14 protein-coding genes and 2 tRNA genes are annotated in these 18,042 nt (G+C 44.4%); 4 read left to right on the forward strand and 12 right to left on the reverse strand.

Going from position 1 to position 18,042, the window contains the following annotated elements; all coding sequences use genetic code 11:
- Window positions 1-4: 4 nt before the first annotated feature.
- From AC1DBT_RS04100 to gdhA, 11 genes are all read right to left on the reverse strand, one after another.
- Window positions 5-505, reverse strand: coding sequence for a YqeG family HAD IIIA-type phosphatase (locus AC1DBT_RS04100; RefSeq protein WP_480018701.1), 501 nt, complete (start codon window positions 503-505; stop codon window positions 5-7).
- Window positions 506-1,786 (reverse strand): endolytic transglycosylase MltG, encoded by a 1,281-nt coding sequence (gene mltG / locus AC1DBT_RS04105; protein WP_480018702.1) that lies wholly within the window; start codon window positions 1,784-1,786, stop codon window positions 506-508.
- Complete coding sequence (ruvX, locus tag AC1DBT_RS04110; RefSeq protein ID WP_311431082.1) at window positions 1,777-2,202, reverse strand: Holliday junction resolvase RuvX; 426 nt, start codon at window positions 2,200-2,202, stop codon at window positions 1,777-1,779. The genes mltG and ruvX overlap by 10 nt, the downstream gene beginning before the upstream one ends.
- Window positions 2,203-2,207: 5 nt before the next feature.
- On the reverse strand, window positions 2,208-4,856 hold the full coding sequence (gene alaS, locus AC1DBT_RS04115; protein WP_480018703.1) for an alanine--tRNA ligase: 2,649 nt from the start codon (window positions 4,854-4,856) through the stop codon (window positions 2,208-2,210).
- A 220-nt stretch (window positions 4,857-5,076) separates the two neighbouring features.
- Window positions 5,077-5,937 carry a SigB/SigF/SigG family RNA polymerase sigma factor gene (locus tag AC1DBT_RS04120; protein WP_480018704.1) on the reverse strand — a complete coding sequence of 287 codons (861 nt, stop codon included), beginning with the start codon at window positions 5,935-5,937 and terminating at the stop codon, window positions 5,077-5,079.
- On the reverse strand, window positions 5,927-6,304 hold the full coding sequence (locus AC1DBT_RS04125; protein ID WP_480018705.1) for a hypothetical protein: 378 nt from the start codon (window positions 6,302-6,304) through the stop codon (window positions 5,927-5,929). The genes AC1DBT_RS04120 and AC1DBT_RS04125 overlap by 11 nt, the downstream gene beginning before the upstream one ends.
- A gap of 101 nt (window positions 6,305-6,405) precedes the next feature.
- Window positions 6,406-7,134 (reverse strand): hypothetical protein, encoded by a 729-nt coding sequence (locus AC1DBT_RS04130; RefSeq protein WP_480018706.1) that lies wholly within the window; start codon window positions 7,132-7,134, stop codon window positions 6,406-6,408.
- A 68-nt stretch (window positions 7,135-7,202) separates the two neighbouring features.
- Window positions 7,203-8,630, reverse strand: coding sequence for a replication-associated recombination protein A (locus tag AC1DBT_RS04135; protein WP_480018707.1), 1,428 nt, complete (start codon window positions 8,628-8,630; stop codon window positions 7,203-7,205).
- A 29-nt stretch (window positions 8,631-8,659) separates the two neighbouring features.
- Window positions 8,660-9,898, reverse strand: coding sequence for a deoxyguanosinetriphosphate triphosphohydrolase family protein (locus tag AC1DBT_RS04140; protein WP_480018708.1), 1,239 nt, complete (start codon window positions 9,896-9,898; stop codon window positions 8,660-8,662).
- Window positions 9,858-11,855 (reverse strand): SGNH/GDSL hydrolase family protein, encoded by a 1,998-nt coding sequence (locus AC1DBT_RS04145; RefSeq protein ID WP_480018709.1) that lies wholly within the window; start codon window positions 11,853-11,855, stop codon window positions 9,858-9,860. Before AC1DBT_RS04145 ends, AC1DBT_RS04140 begins: the two co-directional genes overlap by 41 nt.
- A gap of 91 nt (window positions 11,856-11,946) precedes the next feature.
- Window positions 11,947-13,278 (reverse strand): NADP-specific glutamate dehydrogenase, encoded by a 1,332-nt coding sequence (gene gdhA / locus AC1DBT_RS04150; protein WP_480018745.1) that lies wholly within the window; start codon window positions 13,276-13,278, stop codon window positions 11,947-11,949.
- Window positions 13,279-13,510: 232 nt separating this feature from the next.
- On the opposite strand from gdhA, the gene AC1DBT_RS04155 reads away from it, so the two are divergent.
- From AC1DBT_RS04155 to add, 4 genes are all read left to right on the forward strand, one after another.
- Window positions 13,511-13,587 (forward strand) — tRNA-Pro (locus AC1DBT_RS04155).
- A gap of 9 nt (window positions 13,588-13,596) precedes the next feature.
- Window positions 13,597-13,672: transfer RNA gene (locus AC1DBT_RS04160), tRNA-Gly, on the forward strand.
- A gap of 286 nt (window positions 13,673-13,958) precedes the next feature.
- Complete coding sequence (locus AC1DBT_RS04165; protein WP_480018710.1) at window positions 13,959-14,918, forward strand: diacylglycerol/lipid kinase family protein; 960 nt, start codon at window positions 13,959-13,961, stop codon at window positions 14,916-14,918.
- Between the two features lie 227 nt (window positions 14,919-15,145).
- Entirely contained in the window at window positions 15,146-16,177 is a 1,032-nt protein-coding gene (gene add, locus AC1DBT_RS04170; protein WP_480018711.1) for an adenosine deaminase, read from the forward strand.
- A 147-nt stretch (window positions 16,178-16,324) separates the two neighbouring features.
- On the opposite strand, the gene ptsP is transcribed toward add, so the two are convergent.
- Window positions 16,325-18,028 carry a phosphoenolpyruvate--protein phosphotransferase gene (gene ptsP, locus AC1DBT_RS04175; RefSeq protein WP_480018712.1) on the reverse strand — a complete coding sequence of 568 codons (1,704 nt, stop codon included), beginning with the start codon at window positions 18,026-18,028 and terminating at the stop codon, window positions 16,325-16,327.
- Window positions 18,029-18,042: the final 14 nt, after the last annotated feature.

Here is an 18,042-nt window from a genome sequence, read left to right on the forward strand (position 1 = left end):
AACTTTATCCTTTGAAGTTCTTATTTCTTACGATAAAAAATTCAAGTACGCGTAAAAAATAGGTATACCATAAATCCCGTCTGGACTGAGGTCTAACTAAAATAGTTTGAGTTTGAGCTAATTTACCAGCAACGATATCAGTAAAAATCTGATCGCCAATCATAAGCGCATGCTGTGGCTTTATATTAAGCTTGCGCAAAAGCGCTGTAAGCACACGCGGCGAGGGCTTCATCGCATGTGAGAGTGCCTGACATCCAAGTTCGCGCGCCGATTTTTGCACCTGACGGACATGTACATTATTAGAAACAACATAGATAGGAATATGTAGTTCGTGCTGTACATGATTAAACCACGCTAAAATTTCGGGGGGAACACGTTTAGTTGTACGGGGAACGCACGTGTTATCTCGATCTATTAAAATGCATCGAACATCATGCTCAAGCATATACTCAAAGGGAATACAATCAACGCGTTTATAATAATCATCGGGAGTAAACAGGCTCACTTACTTCTCCTTTGCCTCTTTTATTGCCTGCAAATGTTCATCGTAGTTCTTTGAGAACTTATGTTCGTCTTTGGTAATCCAAAAATAATAATTATCCGTTGTTGCAGGCAGCATCGCCGCGGAAAGAGATGCCATTCCAGGAGAGCATATTGGAGTGGGCGGAAATCCTTTTTTGTACTGCGTGTTATATGGACTATCCGACTTCAAATCTTGAGGCGTGACCTTGCCTTTTGTCACATATCCCATAGTTGCGTCCGATTGCAGCGGCATATCGGCTTTGAGACGATTAAACATAACCGAGGCAATAAGCGGCCTATCCTCATCTATCAGCGCTTCTTTTTCGATAATTGACGCGAGCTTAATAAAATCATAGCGGCTCATAGTAATACCGTACTGCTGTTTGATATTTTGCTGAGCGCCCTCAAAGTCAAGATTTGCGGTTTCGGTTTTATATTGGGTAAGCATCAGTTTAATAATGGCGTCACTTGTAGGTGTAGTCGAGGAGAAATCATAGGTTTTAGGCCACAAAAATCCTTCGAGCGAATCATTTTGTGCGTCCTTTAAAAATGGAAATTCGTCCACATAGTTAGATGCTTTTGCTTGCGCGAGAAAATCGTCACGCGAAATACCAAACTGCTGACTTACTAAATCGGCTAGTTTATCTACGGTAAATCCTTCGGGAACAACCAAGGCATTTTCCGACGAATTTGGCCCTTGAATGAGTCGATCTATAAGCTGCTGATAATCACTTCCTGCTACCAGTTCGTATGTTCCACTTTTAATTTTTGAAGCAACGTCTTGTTTTTGAATTGCCGACAAAAACGCTTTACCATCTGAAATTACGTGTTCTTGCACCAAAAGTTGTGCAATGCGAGCAGCATTGGCGCCTGAAGGGATAGTTACCTTTATGTGTTCACCTGCCGTTATGCTTGCGGTCTGCGCAGTATCTTGTGAGCGAGAATTAAGGTATGCCATAACCGTGGCAATTACAACAAGAAGCGCAACCACGGCAAGAGCTGCCATAACGTAGGGTTTAACCCGCCTGTTTTCAGGCCTCTTTGCAGATAATCCGCGAGATGAATGCGTGGATTTGAGCCTGGTATGATTGCGCACACGCTTTACATGTGGAGTAAATCCAGTTGCAGATGCACTCGCTGTTTTGTGCGCCCCACCTTGTGAATTATGCTTTTGAGCGCTTGGAGTTGCATCGTTTCCTGCAGAAGAAGGATGTACATGTTTTGCAAAATGTTTTGAAGAAGATCCAAAAGAATCTAGTGGCATGAGCGTCCCCGCCTCTCGTCCAGCCATGCTTGTAAAAAAAGAGAGGCGGCAATCATATCAATATGCCCCCTCATTTGTTTTTCGCTATAACCTTGTTCGCGCAAAATACGCTTTGCCTGTGCAGAAGACAGACGTTCATCAACAAACGTTACGTCCAAATTGCAAGCACGCGCAATTGTTTGTGCCTGTTCCATAAGTTTTTGAGCCTGAGCACCCACTTCGCCTGCAAGCGTTCGAGGAAGACCGCAGACCAAAAGATCGGGTTCATAGTCTTCCAACACACGACGAAACGTGCGCGCATGCGTATAAACCTCTTGAAAGGGCAAAACCTTCACCGGCATAGCAAGCGTTTCTGAGGCATCGCTTACCGCAATGCCTACACGAACCTCTCCGATATCAAGCGCTAAAACTCTCATAGAAATTACTTGGTTGTAAGCAGTTGCTTTGCCAAAGCAAGTGCGTCGTTAATGCCTTCAACGCGGTTTCCTCCAGCTTGGGCCATTACAGGACGACCGCCGCCGCGCCCATCAACACAAGGCGCAATGTTTTTGATAAGGGCTCCAGCGTTAAATCCAGCGTCTACAGCCGCTTGCGTTGCTGCTGCTAAAAGCTGAACTTTATCTGCGGTTGCAGAAAGAAGGACACACGCGCTTTTCTCGCCTAAGCGCTGATGAATACCATCCCACACACTACGTAAGTCTTTTCCACTTACGCCGTCAAGGTGAGCAAGAACAACCTTATAATCACCTAAGTCAAGCGCGTTTTCAAGCGCAGAAGAAACCTTTTGCGAAGACGAACCCGTAAGCGCTTCCTTAACTTTTTTCTCCAGCACATTCTTTTCGTCTTTAAGTGCTTCCACACGACTTACAACATCTTGTGGACGGCATTTAAGCAGGCACGCAATTTGCGAAAGCTCATCTTCACGCGTTTTCATGTAGTCAATATAGCCAAGAGAGGTAAGTGCCTCAAGACGACGAACATTAGAACCTACTGAAGTTTCGGAGATAATCTTAAAGCAGCCAATATCAGCCGTATTACGTGCATGAGTACCACCACAAAGCTCGCGAGAATATGGATGATCAGACGTGCCCGTAGAAACCACGCGGACATCGTCGCCATACATATCTTCAAACAGTTGAATGGCGCCCGAATTTTTTGCCTCTTCGCGTGACATAATGCGAGTTACCATAGGCTCGGCCGCAAATATTTCGTCATTTACCAGCTGCTCTACCTGAGCAATTTGTGCAGGCGTGAGTGCTTCAAAATGCGTGAAGTCAAAACGAAGACGATCGGGAGCGACCAATGAACCTGCTTGGCTTACGTGGTCACCCAATACTTTAATAAGTGCTGCATCCAAAAGGTGCGTTGCGGTATGATTACGGCGAATACACTCGCGACGATGCACGTCAATTGCGCAATTAAGCGTATCTCCCACTGCAAGCGTACCTTCTTCAAGCACGCACTCATGCGAGAGAAGCTCGCCTTCACGGTGAAGCGTATTTTCAACACGAAGCTTAACATTCTCATTAGAAAGATACCCGGTATCTCCTACCTGACCTCCACGTTCACCATAAAACGGCGTGGCGTCCAAAACAACTTCTACACGTGTGTTTGCTTGTACCTTATCTACAGATGCACCATCAACTACCAGCGCAACTACATGAGCTCCGTCAAGCGTATTATGATCATATCCAACAAAGGTAGTCATTTCGTGTGAGTCAGAAAGCTTTGCCCACACACTGTTAGATGTTCCCCATGCGTCGCGTGTTGCCTGAGCACGAGCGCGACTGCGTTGGTCTTCCATCAGCTTTTCAAAGGTATCCATATCAACATCGTGGCCGAGCCCAAGTGCAATTTCGCGCGTTAAGTCGATAGGAAAACCGTAGGTGTCATGAAGCTTAAATGCAACTTCACCCGGTAATACACTTCCTGCGTCCAAATGCGCCAGTTCATCTTTTAGCGCCTGCTCACCAGCATCAAGTGTTGCAGTAAAGCGTTGCTCTTCGGCAGAAATAATGCCTTCAATAAGTGCCTTATTTTGCAGGAGTTGAGGATATACTTGCGCCATAAGACGCATAACTTCGGCGGAATACTTGGTAAGGAATGAACCTTCAATTCCCATAAGGCGTCCATGGTAAATTGCACGACGTAACAAACGACGAAGCACGTAGCCCCTGCCTTCGTTACCAGGCAAAATACCGTCACCAATCATAAAGGTTACCGCACGAGCATGATCGGCTAAAATACGCAGTGATGTATCAACGCGTTCAGAGCTGTGATACGTTTTATGAGAAAGCTCTTCGCCAACGCCTATAAGGCTGCGCAATACATCTCCCTCGTAATTTGAGCCTTCGTGCTGCATAATGGCTGCCATACGTTCAAGGCCCATACCCGTATCAATGTTGCGGTGTGGAAGCTCGGGCATAGAACCGTCTTCTTGGCGATCAAACTGGGTAAAGACCAAATTCCAAAATTCAAGGTAACGATCACCATCGTCACCAGGCTTTTCGCCTTCAAAACTTGGACCTTGATCAAAATAGATCTCTGAACACGGACCACATGGACCTGTAGGGCCTGCTGCCCAGAAGTTGTCCTCTTCGCCCAAGCGCGAAATGTGGTCAAGTGCAACGCCTTGTTGTTGCCACAGCTCGCTTGCTTCATCGTCGTCGGTAAATACGGTTACATATAAACGATCTTGCGGCAATCCTAAATGAGCAGGTGAGGTAATAAACTCCCATGCCCAAGCTATTGCCTGCGCTTTGGTATATCCACCAAACGAAAAGTTACCAAGCATTTCAAAAAATGAAAGATGGCGCGCGTCTCCAATATTTTCGATATCGTTGGTACGAAGACATTTTTGGCACGATGTAGCACCAATTTCGCGCATGGTCTTAGTGCCTTGGTAGTATTCCTTAAACTGATTCATACCGGCGTTTGCCAATAAAAGCGAAGGATCTTCGGGGATAAGAGAAGACGATTCATAACGCTTACAACCTTTTGACTCAAAAAATGACAAAAAGTCTTCGCGGATTTCTGCTGTTGTCATTGTTTTATATTCGCCGGTTGCCATAATTCTCCTTGGTTACTAGTAACGTTTGCCATAAACGTACCGAGGTACGAGTTTTTATTACTTGCTATAAACATACACTCTATGTATGATACGTTGATATTGCATTTAAGGCAGGCTCTTTTTTAAACGTCTACCGTTTTAGCAAACTTCTTATACAAAATAACAATATTAATATGATATATGAGATCTTGCATCAAAAGCGCAAGCGCACGCCAAGCACTTAACTACTCTGCGAATCTGCATGTTCCATCACATGATTTGGATCAAGCTTTTCTTGAAACTTTTGCAGCGTTTTACGCAAGAGGCGCGATACTTGAACTTGAGAAATCTGCAACTTCTGCGCAATCTCAACCTGCGTAAAGCCTTCCAAAAAGCGCATACGAATAATCTGTTGTTCACGTTCTGAAAAGTCTTTAATTGCCTGCTCCAAAACAATACGATCATCAGATGATTCAAGGTCTTCATCAACCAAAGCATATTTATCAATAACGGTACTCGACTGCGTGCCGTCATCATCATCACCTTGAGGAACATCCAAAGAAACCGAAGTGTACGCATGAGCCGATTCCATAGCTTCAAGAACTTCATCAACACTTACTCCCAAGGCTTGCGCTATCTCATCGACTGAAGGGCTACGCTGAAGTTTTTCGGTAAGTTTATCGCTTACCTGGGTAACTTTTGCCGAAAGCTCTTGCAAACGGCGCGGCACACGAACCGACCACCCCTTATCACGAAAATGACGCTTGATCTCCCCCATGATGGTTGGTGTAGCAAAGGTGGTAAATTCCAAACCGCGACTTATATCAAATCTATCTATAGCCTTGATAAGGCCAATCGTAGCAACTTGGACTAAATCGTCCAATGACTCGCCACGATTCTTAAACTTTGAAGCCAAAAAACGCGCAAGATTCAGATGTGCTAAAACAAGCTGTTCACGTGCTTGTTCATCACCCGTTTCTTTGTATCGCTTAAAAAGTTCTTTTGTTTTTTGCTTGTCTCGTATGCTGCGCTTAGATTTTTTTAAAGGAATTTGCGTGCGCAGACGTGAGGAAGCTCGCGGTGATTGCTCATTATTCGACATGGACACCACCAAATGACTTTTCCAAATGAAGCGTATGTTCATCGGTTTCGTAGCACGCATCGCACACTGCGTTAAGCATTAAATTCACCAGTTCAAAATCTTGCTGTGACGTATCTTCCTTAAAATCACCAGTTCCTAGACAAAAATCCATCGACATGCAATGGGGTTCAAGTGTAAATGTAATGTCACAAGTTTGCGGACGTGTGGCGCACGTATATACAAAACCTTCTTCGGCTGCCATACGAACATCTTCTACATCGTCCACGCTCATATGACAAACAACTGCTAAATTAGCTGCCATCATGCGTACGCTGCGTGCAAACTCTGGCAAGGCGGGTACGGTTACGTTAACTTGTGTTGTGGGCATGAAAAGTTCCCCTTACTTTCTTTTTTCATACAACAACTTATATTCGTTGTAGACGTATAGTTTCAAAACCTTACTTAATTGAATGCACTCATCTAACAGTTTTAAGACTGCGATGCTTGTGAATTGGCAAGTTCATCTATATCATCAAGTGCAACTGCTTCAGAATTACCTAAGGTAGCCTGCGTTTGCGCAGCTGACGTGCTCGTAGAATCAGACGCCGTGTTAGAAGTAGATGATACATTCTTTTCGTGTGAGGCTTGTACATCGGCCTTTGAAACTGCAGCGTAAGAAATATACGACGTTGTTGCATGCGACGAGGAAGCCGGCTCTTGGTGAGTTGGCAGCGGAAGATCTGGCGTTTCGTCGTCAGATGGCGAGGCAAGGCCTTTTTCGATGGCATTTTTTGCAGATGTATAGCCCTGCAAAAAATTGCTTGCAACCGAAGACGTTGCTTTTGCAATGCCTGATATCGCGGTTTTTGCAGCTTGGTCAAGTGTGGTTGAAACGCCCGCAGCCTGCGCAGAAATTTTTGAAACATCACTGAGAATATCCTCGGTTGCTTCAAGCTGACGGTTAATAGTATCAAGCGTTTGGCTTGATTTAAGTGCAAGTGGCTCAAGCTGAACAATCGTTGGATGCAAATCATCAAGTGCAGCATCAAGCTTTTGAACAACAGGCTGCACCTGCTCGCACGTTTCGCACGTAGTATCAACAAGGCGACCTATATCACTTCTAATACGACGAAGGGTTAAAATTGCCTCGATAAGCGCAAGTATCAAGACAAGCACACATGCGCATATCGCCACTATAATCAGTATATTTGTATCCATAGTGCATCCGTTCGATCAAAGGTACAGCCACATCAAATTTGGCATGTTTACTATGTTTATTGTACCAATTATTTGTCATGTGAGGCGCGCGCATTCTTTTTAATGCGTTTAAGCTCGTTATCTCTCCATGCTTCCCACCCACGCGCGGACGGCGCATAAAAAGCCCCTTCGTGCAAACCTTCAGGTAAATATGTTTGCTTCACCCAACCATCAGGATAATTATGAGGATAAAGATACTCGCCGTAGGTTTGTGAACCCACGCGGTGACGATCACGCAGGTATGAAGGCACTTCTCGATAGGGGCCTTTTTTTACCTCGGCAAGAGCCGCATCAATACCTGCCTCAGCAGCGTGAGATTTAGGCGCCAGTGCACAATAAAGTGCTGCCTGCGCAAGGTTTATGCGACATTCGGGATAACCTATGGTACGAGCTGCGTCCATAGCGGCAGCTGCCACGCAAATTGCTCCTGCATCGGCATTGCCAATATCTTCTGACGCGCAAATCAAAATACGGCGCGCAATAAAAATAGGATCTTCACCTGCGTCAATCATACGTGCAAGCCAATACAGCACTGCATCGGGATCTGAGCCGCGCATCGACTTAATAAATGCCGAAATAATATCGTAGTGCATATCCTGCTGCTTATCATAAGGTAAGCCGCGCGCTGGATTAGCCAGCTTAACGTGCTCTAACGTAATAAGAATAGGTTTTGACCCGTCTTGCGCATGAATATCTGATGCATTGGGGCGCGCTACTTGAGAAGCAAGTTCAAGCGAGGTAAGCGCTGCGCGCGCATCGCCTGCCGACATATAAATCAAAGCCTGTAGTGCACTCTCATCAAGCGTAAAGCAATTATTCAAACCGCGCGAATCCGTTAGGGCACGCGCGATAATGCAGGCAATGTCATCATCGCTTAGGCGGGTAAGCTCGATAATTTTGCTTCTGCTGATAAGTGCCGAATTCACTTCAAAATAAGGATTTTCGGTTGTTGCGCCAATTAAAATAACGTCGCGATTTTCTACGCCCTTAAGCAAACTATCCTGTTGCGAACGAGAAAAACGATGTATCTCATCGATGAACATAATTGTTTTTACATTTGTGGTGAGAAGGCGACTGCGCGCTTGTGCAAGCTCTTCGCGAACGTCTTTTACGCGCGCAAGCAGTGCCGACAAGTCTACAAAATGCGCCGAACTTGTATGAGCAATAATTTGAGCAAGCGTGGTTTTACCAGTTCCAGGAGGTCCATATAAAATGATGGATGATAAAATATCGCGCTCAATTGCCAGTCGTAACCACGAATCTTTACCGATACACGCTTTTTGACCCACAAACTCATCAAGCGTACGCGGACGCATACGCACAGCAAGCGGAGCATTACTGTTACAAGACATAACCTGTGGCTTGTGAGCAGACGAACTCATATCCGCTGGCTTCGCAGCAGTTGCACTCTGCGATGAATTATTTGAATCGTTCATTAAATCAAAAAGCGTTTGCATAGCCTAAGCCCTAACCGTAAAGATAGCTGCTAGTATTCAAAACGGTGAAAACGAGGATATGAGGGAAATATATCCTGCGAATCTGGCAACAAATGCCTGCACAAATCTATAAAATACGAATCCGTCATCGACGCAATAAAATCGGTAACCGTTTGTATAGGATTCTTTTGCCATGCATACTCATATCCATAATGGGAAAGATGCTGCGAGACAGGCTCAATATGGTGACGATAAATAATTGAGTGCTTATCATTGCGCTCCACAGCATCCAATTCGTGTTCAAATACCTGTTGAAACAGCTGCTGTATATGTTGGCCAAATTTGCCGTCAACCTCGGCTGTCATGTAAATCTTGTCATAGTTTTCTTTTTTTGCCCGAGCAAGCTCACAAAACGCCTCATCAGAAAGCTCAATGTGATCTTTTCCTAAACTATGCTCAACACAATCGGCAACAAAAGCACTGAGCGCCCACGAGTTATATGTTCCACCAAGACCATCGGAAAAACTACGCTCGTCACAAAGACCAGCTAAAATAGCGTCTTGGCGATCTTTACCTACATAAGCAATAATATCGCACAGGCGCACGACACAACCTTCAAGTGTCATCGGACGAAGCGTATTAATATATGTTTCGCCTTCGTGCCACGCACGCGCCACCATATGGTCATACGCATCAAAAGATGAAAGATTACTGGTTTTAATAACCTGCTGCTCAAATTCGCCGTTATGACAAATAATACCGTCTAACACCTGTAAAGAAAGATTGCGCTTGTAAAGCGTGTCAAGCGAGCGAACACTTTGTACATTGTGAAAAAAATAACCTCCGGTATATGCATGATAGATTGAGCTTACATAGCGCTCTCCAATATGACCAAACGGGGTGTGACCAATATCGTGACCCAATCCAATTGCTTCAATCAAATCGAGGTTAAGTCCAAGCGCACGTCCAATATCACGCGCAACACGGGCTACCAGTTGTACATGAAGATTGCGGCGTGTTAAATCGTCGTTAGAACGAAACGAAAAAACCTGCGTTTTACCTGCAAGACGATTATATGCAGGAGTATGAATTATTTTCTCTACATCACGAACAAATGCTGGCCGTAATATGCTTTCGTGATCCTCATCAACGTCGCGACGAATAACCGCCGTATCAGGTGTTGCATACGCACTCACACGATGGTTTTTGTGCATATCCTTAATTTGATCCGCGCAAGCGCGCGTAAGCTCACCTGTTAGATGAGGTGCATACGGGTTTGTTTGTATCACGATAGAACTCCTTATTATCGTCTTGATCTTTTAATTCTATCCAAACTTCCAAAGCATCATCGCAAACTTCTACGCCAAGGCTTCTTTGCAGCGCAATACTTTCTGTATTTCCCTGTTTAATCTCAAGCCAAGCTGTATCGCCACGATCTAAAAATTGGTTGATTTTGTACGATTCTAACGCCTTTCCCCAACCTTTTCGTCTAAAGGGCTCAAACACTTCTAGCATACCAATTGCACCATATTCATGCTCGCCAATATAGCCAACCAGCATATCATGATCAAATGCACCCACAATACAGCCACGGCGCAAAAGTTGAATATACTGCTCATCAGTATACGAATCGGCATACCTATACGTTTTCTTAATAGTGTCAAGATAGCTTTCGTCTAAAGGCTTTATCACGCGATGAGCACTCATACGTCGCTTTTTTGAAGAGGTATACACGCCAATATAATAAACGTTTGAACTCTCGTATGAATCAAGCGACGAGAGTGCCTCTAACAGATGATAATTTGTTAAGCAGACGGCTCGTGTAGAGCCAATCACCTGCATAAGCATGCGCGCACGCTGGGCGTTACTTGACCACAACATATCACAGCCATTAGATAGGCCCAATAAAACGCAATCATCGTCAACATATTTTACGACACCTAAGCCACGCCTGAGCGCTTCGCGCAGACCTAGAACCCCTTGCACTGCGCACGAGCGATCTTTTTTATTGGTCGTACCAGCACAAACTTCATCTAAGAGAGTAAGAGCACGCGAACGCGCGGACGCTTGCAATGAAGGTGTAGAGCTCAACTGGTAAGACGAATACACCAAAGAAAAGCGCTCATAAAGCTCACGAGAACCATGCACACCAGGATGACCATAATAATCGGCCATCATCGTATTTTTATGAGAAAGCAGGCGCAAACCATCAACAAACACCAGATTGTCATAGCACCTACACTGAGCCTGTATCCAGGACGAAACTTGATTAAAACAGCTCAACTTATGAGGAGGATACATATCGGGCGTATGCCACATAGGCGAAAGCACAAAGATTGGAACCTGCGGGAATACATGAGTGAGCTCAACAAAATACGCGTGAATGTCTTTATGAACCAAACGCGCTAAACACGGCTCATAGCGATAGTTGGCGCCCAACTCAACAATAATAACCTGCGGATTTATAAACTGAGATAAACCGTAGAGCAAACCCGGCTGAAACACCTGACCGCCAATAGACTGATTCATAACTTCTAAGTTGTGAGTTTGCGCAAATGTATGTACCCACACACGTGCTGGATCACCTGTAATAAAACCTTGCGAAATGGAATCGCCTAATACTAAAAGTTGCGGCTTGTGTTCAAGCGGGCGCACGAACGTTCCGTTTGCATATATCGAACGAATAATACAACCACGAAGCGCAGGTAAGTGGATACAAACTTTATGTACGCCACCAAAGCCTGGAAGCTGCACGCTCCCAACAAGTGGCATATCCTGCGGATCTTCAAGTAATAGATTGATGTAGCTATTGTCAGCAACATTCACAGGTGGAATATGGCGTCCATCAATATCAACAGACACGCCATCATATAGAGCGTGCAAGCTTTGCGATGAGACGATCTCATCACATTCGTGAACTTGTTGCATCCGCTTAGCAATGTCGAGCATTGCTCGCGTACCTGATGGTTCCTCATCCAAACGCAGCTCAACAAAAATTTCTGACGAGTCGGTTTCAAACTGTAAGGTAATGCCTGCACATGTACGTGCCATCTGCCGAAACAAACCAGGGTGCCATGCGCGACAAGAACCCAACGCGCGAAATTGCTCATGCGTAAAACGCCACGGACGATACCATGACTTTAATTCTGGCGCGACACGCACGGCACCACAGACAAAATCCTTTGCAGCAACGCAGAGGGGCTGTGCCCCCAATCTCCCTTGTTTTATGCGCTCGTCTAACGTCATACCTTTGAATATCTTTCATACAAATAGTAGCTATTACCTGATTGAAGCGCGGCTGCGCATAGGAGCCCAATTTATGCGAAGCGAATGTAACTTAGCAAATACCTTGAGCCATCATAGCTGCGGCAACTTTATTAAATCCGGCAATATTTGCACCTTGCACAAGATTGTCTTCTTGGCCAACTTCGGCAGCTGCTGTAGTTGCAGCTACAAATATATCATGCATAATATCGTGTAATTTGGCGTCAACTTCCTCAAACGTCCAAGAAAGGTGTTCGTGGTTTTGGCTCATTTCCAAGCCCGAAACCGAAACTCCGCCTGCATTTGCAGCTTTACCTGGCGCAAAATATACACCATTTTGCATAAGGTAAGTTGTTGCCTCCAAGGTTGTTGGCATATTTGCGCCTTCAACAACAAACTTTGTACCATGTGCTACCAGCTGTTTTGCATCGTCTAAGCCCAGCTCGTTTTGCGTTGCACAAGGAAGCGCAATATCACAAGTTTCTCCCCAAGGACGCATGCCTGCATGATAGCTTGCATGTGGACGAGCCTTAACATACTCACTTATACGCGCACGACGAACCTGCTTTATGTCTTTCAGCAAGTCAACATCAATACCTTGCGGATCCATAACATAGCCCGAAGAATCCGAAACCGTAATAACATGCGCGCCAAGCTGCGTTGCTTTCTCAACGGCATAGGTTGCAACATTGCCAGCACCCGAAATTGCTACCGTTTTACCTGCAAGTTGCGTATTTTTGTGGTTAAGCATTTCGTTAAGGAAATAAATGGCACCATAACCTGTTGCTTCGGTACGCGCCAGCGATCCACCAAACGATAAACCTTTTCCTGTAAGCACACCTGACCACGTGTTAGTAAGACGTTTATATTGACCAAACAAATAACCAATTTCGCGGCCGCCAACACCAATATCACCAGCTGGCACATCGGTATCTGGACCTACATGTTTAACGAGCTCGCACATAAAGGATTGACAAAAACGCATGACCTCGGCATCGGACTTACCTTTGGGGTCAAAGTCTGCGCCACCTTTGCCACCACCCATAGGAAGTGTGGTAAGACTATTTTTAAAGGTTTGCTCAAAACCTAAAAACTTAAGAATGCTCAAATTAACCGAAGGGTGAAAACGCAGACCACCTTTGTATGGTCCTATTGCCGAGTTAAACTGAACGCGATACCCGCGGTTAACTTGTACCCTACCGCTGTCATCTACCCACGGAACACGAAACATAATAATGCGTTCGGGCTCTACAAGGCGTTCAAGCAGCGATTGCTCCTGATATTCGGGATGTTTATCAAGGACGGGTTGTAATCCCGTAAGAATTTCGGTTGCAGCTTGGATAAACTCGGGTTGTGTGCTGTAGCGGTTTTTGAGATCGGTAAGAACCTTTTGAGAATAATTCATGGTTGAACAGCTCATATATCTCCCATCAATTGATTGTTAGTCTATAATTTTATAAAACTAACGTTGTAAAACTAAAGCTGATATACCCTTTACATAAGGAATAATTCAGACCTTTTCATTATAAGACGTAATGAGGCGTTGTGGAAAGATGTACCAATTTTGAAGGATGATTTTCTCACGAAAAAGATACTTGCCTCAAAAGGCAAACTATTTTATACTAGTCAAGCGGTCACGGGGTGTAGCGCAGCTTGGTAGCGCATCTGCTTTGGGAGCAGAGGGTCGCTGGTTCGAATCCAGTCACCCCGACCATTTTTTTGTGCGGCGGTAGTTCAATTGGTAGAGCATCAGCCTTCCAAGCTGATTGTTGCGGGTTCGAGTCCCGTCCGCCGCTCCATATTTGGAGTTTTTTGTAATCTTTTTTATAGTCTTTTCTCATTTTTACAATTTTACGTAATGAGCAAACTTTTGTAAAAACCGTTTCTTATGTGATTAGCGCAGTTTAATTTGTAATTTTTCCAATCCTTTTAATAAAGGTAACTCTTAAGCAAGCCTCTTGAATTCTTTTCAGCGTAAAAATTGTTCATAATAGTTCATAATTGTTCACAAAAATAGAAAACTCATGATTCATACGTATCAAAGTCGGCTAAAATAAAAGGTAAAGCAAACAACAAGGGAGAGTTATGCCTAATCTTAATCTGGGACGAACACTCGTTATTGCAAACCCCGCTTCGCACAGCGGAAAGGGTCACATGGCGGCAATGCGCGCGCGGAGATTTTTTAATTCGTACTCTTCCATCTCAACTTCTTTTGAAATGTTGCTTACCAAAGGCCCAAAAGACGCTACACTCATGGCAGAAGACGCACGCAACTACGACACGGTTATTGCCCTGGGCGGCGATGGTGTTATCCACGAAACCATAAACGGGCTCATGAACATTCCGCGCAACGAGCGCCCTACACTTGCCGTTATTCCTATGGGTTCGGGCAACGATTTTGCTCGAACTTTAAACGCAACCTATAACGCGCCTGATACCTCACTAGCCGAAATTTTTTCTGGACATCACTGCAACTTTGATTTGGGAAAAATTACTAATGAACAGGGAGAATCTACCTATTTTATGGAAACCCTCTCCTTTGGTTTAGATGCTGCCGTATCTGTTGATACTACTATTCGACGTGCTGACCATGCAAAACAAGAAGGTTCTGCATTATTTGCCACGTCAGGCCTCAAAATTATGGCACGCGGACATAAAGGGTATCAAGCACATCTTAGTTTAAGTACCAATCAAAGCTATGACTTGCCTTGCATTGTACTGGTAGCAAATATTGGTCCAACCTATGGCGGCGGCTTTATGATTTGTCCTGACGCCAAGCCTAACGATGGTTTGTTGAGCATGTGTTTTAATACTAAACGTCCTTCGATTCCCCATTTACTGGCGCTTTTTGGACTTGCGCGAACAGGTTTACACACGCGTTCAGGCATTATCACCACTGCCGAAGTTACCTCATTTGAAGTAAGTTTTAGTGATCCGCTGGTACCTTGTCAAACAGATGGCGAAGTATTCCAAGGCCAAAGCTACAAAGTTAGCATTTGCCCACATGAGCTTGATGTTATTGTGCCTGCTCAATGCCGTTGGTAGATTTACTAAAAAACGCTGCTGACAGGATTGTAAGCAGCGTTTTAAATAGGATTTTGTAATGTCATCGGCAGCGTTTGCGTGCTTATTTATAGAGAATTCTACACTTTAAACTCCCTACAACAATCTTATAAAAAATCTTGACGATTCCATGCTGATTATTCAACACATCCATTAAACTATAAGAAACGTAGCAAACAGCGCGTGTACCCATAAACTTGGAGGTAACTATGTCACACGAAATTTCGCGTCAATTCATCCAAGGCCTTCCTAAGGCAGAGCTTCATCTACATATAGAAGGTACGCTTGAACCCGAGCTTAAGCTTAAGCTTGCTCAGCGTAATCAAATTGATATTGGCTTTGATAACGTTGAAGCAATTAAAAGTACCTATAATTTTTCTGATCTTCCATCTTTTTTAGATGTGTACTATGAAGGTATGGAAACCCTGGTAACCGAACAGGATTTCTATGACCTTGCATGGGAATACCTGCTCAAAGCTCAGGAAAACAGCGTACGCCATGTTGAGATATTTTTTGATCCTCAAGCACACGCCGCACGTGGAGTTGAATGTCAAGATGTTTTTCTGGGGTTACTGCGCGCATGTAGCGATGCACGTGCTTTAGGCGTAGACGCAGAGTTAATCATGTGCTTCCTGCGCGATTTTAGTGCCGAAAGTGCACGAGCTACCATGGAAGCTTTTAAGGACTTTGCCGATCATCTCATAGGTATTGGTCTTGATTCTGACGAACACAATAATCCCCCACTTAAATTCTTTAACCAATTTACATCCGCACGAGAACTAGGGCTTCATGTTACCGCTCATGCCGATATAGATCAAAAAGATTCCATTGAGCATATCAAACAGCTTCTTGAAATCATTGACGTAGATCGCATTGACCACGGAACCAACATCGTTGAAGATCCTGATTTGGTTGAGTTGGCTGCAAAGCGCGGTGTTGGTCTTACATCATGTCCTATTTCTAATACCTTCTGTGGCGGTGGTACAAAACAAAACGAAGTAAAGGATTTGCTGAATCACGGTGTACAAATATGCATTAACTCTGATGATCCCGCATATTTTGGTGGCTACATCTGCGATAACTACGAAGTTCTTGCACAAAGTGGTATGTTTACGCGCGAAGATATTATTGAGCTTGCTAAAAATAGCTTTAGAATGAGCTGGATTTCCGACGAACGTAAAGCTTTATATCTACAAGAAATTGACGCTTATGTTGCTCACTGGGATGAAACACACGCCTAAAGGCAACCGCATATAAGTACGTACAGGCGCGCTCATGCGCAAAATAAAGCCCTAAGAACAAATGTTCTTAGGGCTTTAATCCTATAGCAACACCACTACACGTGAGCAAAACCTTACACGCACGGCTGCATGCGCATCACAAAGGGCTTAACGAGCAGCAGCTTGAAGCGCAGCCTTAACTTCGGCAGCAGTCTTAAGACACATAACTTTCTCGGTAAGTGCATCGGCCTCTGCTTTTGTCCACGCAGAAATAATACGACGTGTACGAAGAATTGAAGGAGGATTAACCGAAAACTCATTTAAGCCAAACGAAATAAGTACAGGAATGAGCAGCGGATCTGCAGCAGCTTCACCACACATACCAACCATAACACCCTTTTCGTTACCAGCAGAAATAATACGCTTAAGCGAACGCAGGACTGCCGGTTGATATACGTCATACAGATATGCGACACGATCATTTCCACGGTCAGCGCACATAGTGTAACCAATTAAGTCATTAGTACCAATAGAGAAGAAGTCACACTCATCTGCCAAATTGTCGGCAATAAGAGATGCAGCAGGAGTCTCGATCATCGTACCAATTTCGATATCTTTGTTATAAGCAATACCGCGTTGATCGAGGTCTTCCATACACTCTGCAACAAGCGCGCGAGCTTGACGAACTTCGTCAAGACAGGTAACAAGCGGCAACATAATTTTAATATCACCAAAAGCTGATGCACGCAACAAAGCTGTAAGCTGAACCTTGTACTGGTCGGCATTGTTTAAGCAATAACGAACGGCGCGGAATCCCATAAATGGATTATCTTCTTTTTGCAAGTGCAAATAAGGAATATTTTTATCGCCACCCACGTCAAGCGTACGAATGATAACAGGTTGATTCTTCATACGAAGTGCTACTTTTTGGTATGCAGCAAACTGTTGGTCTTCACTTGGAAGTTCGGGAGCGTCCATGAAAAGAAATTCGGAACGGAAGAGACCAACACCTTCGGCATCATGCTCAACAGCAGCATTGGCATCGTCGGGATTACCAATATTGGCAACCAGGAGAACCTTGTCGCCATCACCGGTAACCGTCTCTTTACCGCGATACGATTCCAACGCAGCTTTTTCGCTTGCAAACACTGCAGCTTTAGTACGATATTTTGTAAGTTCAGCATCGCTTGGATCATCAATAACGCGACCACGAGATCCATCAACGATTACCATATCACCTGTTTTAACGGTTTTTGTAACATCTTTGACCGAAAGAACTGCAGGAATTTCCAAAGCACGCGCAATAATTGCGGAGTGAGAAGTACGACCACCAGTTTCGGTAATGATACCTGCAACATTTTTCTTATCGATATCTGCAGTCATAGATGGCGTAAGCTCGTGCACAACTACAATGGAGTGCTCGGGCAAGCTGGATAAATCAACAACCTCTTTACCAAGCAAATCTGCCAAAATACCAGTTTTAACATCGGCAACATCTGCTGCGCGCTCGCGGAACAACTCATCTTCCATATTTGAGAACATATTGAAATACATATCATATGCTTCGCTTACGGCTTGTTCTGCACACATACCCGAATCAATAGAAGAATTGATAGTTTCTTTAATGCCATCGTCTTCTGCAAATTCAATGTGAGCGCCCATAATAGCTGCAGATTCTTTACCAACCGTACGCGTCATACGCTCGATTTGCGCGTTTGTTTGATCGATAAATTTTTGTAACGCCTGTGCATAACGCTCCTTCTCTGCCGCTAAATCTGTTGGTGCGGTAGGGGTAAACGATAAATCGGGAGCAACTGCAACTTGTGCAACTCCAATACCATAACCGTCAGATGCGTTAATTCCTTCAAACATGCAAATCCTCCTTG

It is taken from the genome of Fannyhessea sp. C0108B2 (assembly GCF_056583915.1).

Coding starts and splice junctions, on each gene's coding strand:
- add (WP_480018711.1), top strand. CDS start 15,146: ATGTCACACGAAATTTCGCGTCAATTCATCCAAGGCCTTCCTAAGGCA.
- AC1DBT_RS04135 (WP_480018707.1), bottom strand. CDS start 8,630: ATGCAAACGCTTTTTGATTTAATGAACGATTCAAATAATTCATCGCAG.
- alaS (WP_480018703.1), bottom strand. CDS start 4,856: ATGGCAACCGGCGAATATAAAACAATGACAACAGCAGAAATCCGCGAA.
- AC1DBT_RS04120 (WP_480018704.1), bottom strand. CDS start 5,937: ATGTCGAATAATGAGCAATCACCGCGAGCTTCCTCACGTCTGCGCACG.
- AC1DBT_RS04130 (WP_480018706.1), bottom strand. CDS start 7,134: ATGGATACAAATATACTGATTATAGTGGCGATATGCGCATGTGTGCTT.
- AC1DBT_RS04125 (WP_480018705.1), bottom strand. CDS start 6,304: ATGCCCACAACACAAGTTAACGTAACCGTACCCGCCTTGCCAGAGTTT.
- ruvX (WP_311431082.1), bottom strand. CDS start 2,202: ATGAGAGTTTTAGCGCTTGATATCGGAGAGGTTCGTGTAGGCATTGCG.
- ptsP (WP_480018712.1), bottom strand. CDS start 18,028: ATGTTTGAAGGAATTAACGCATCTGACGGTTATGGTATTGGAGTTGCA.
- AC1DBT_RS04145 (WP_480018709.1), bottom strand. CDS start 11,855: ATGACGTTAGACGAGCGCATAAAACAAGGGAGATTGGGGGCACAGCCC.
- gdhA (WP_480018745.1), bottom strand. CDS start 13,278: ATGAATTATTCTCAAAAGGTTCTTACCGATCTCAAAAACCGCTACAGC.
- mltG (WP_480018702.1), bottom strand. CDS start 1,786: ATGCCACTAGATTCTTTTGGATCTTCTTCAAAACATTTTGCAAAACAT.
- AC1DBT_RS04165 (WP_480018710.1), top strand. CDS start 13,959: ATGCCTAATCTTAATCTGGGACGAACACTCGTTATTGCAAACCCCGCT.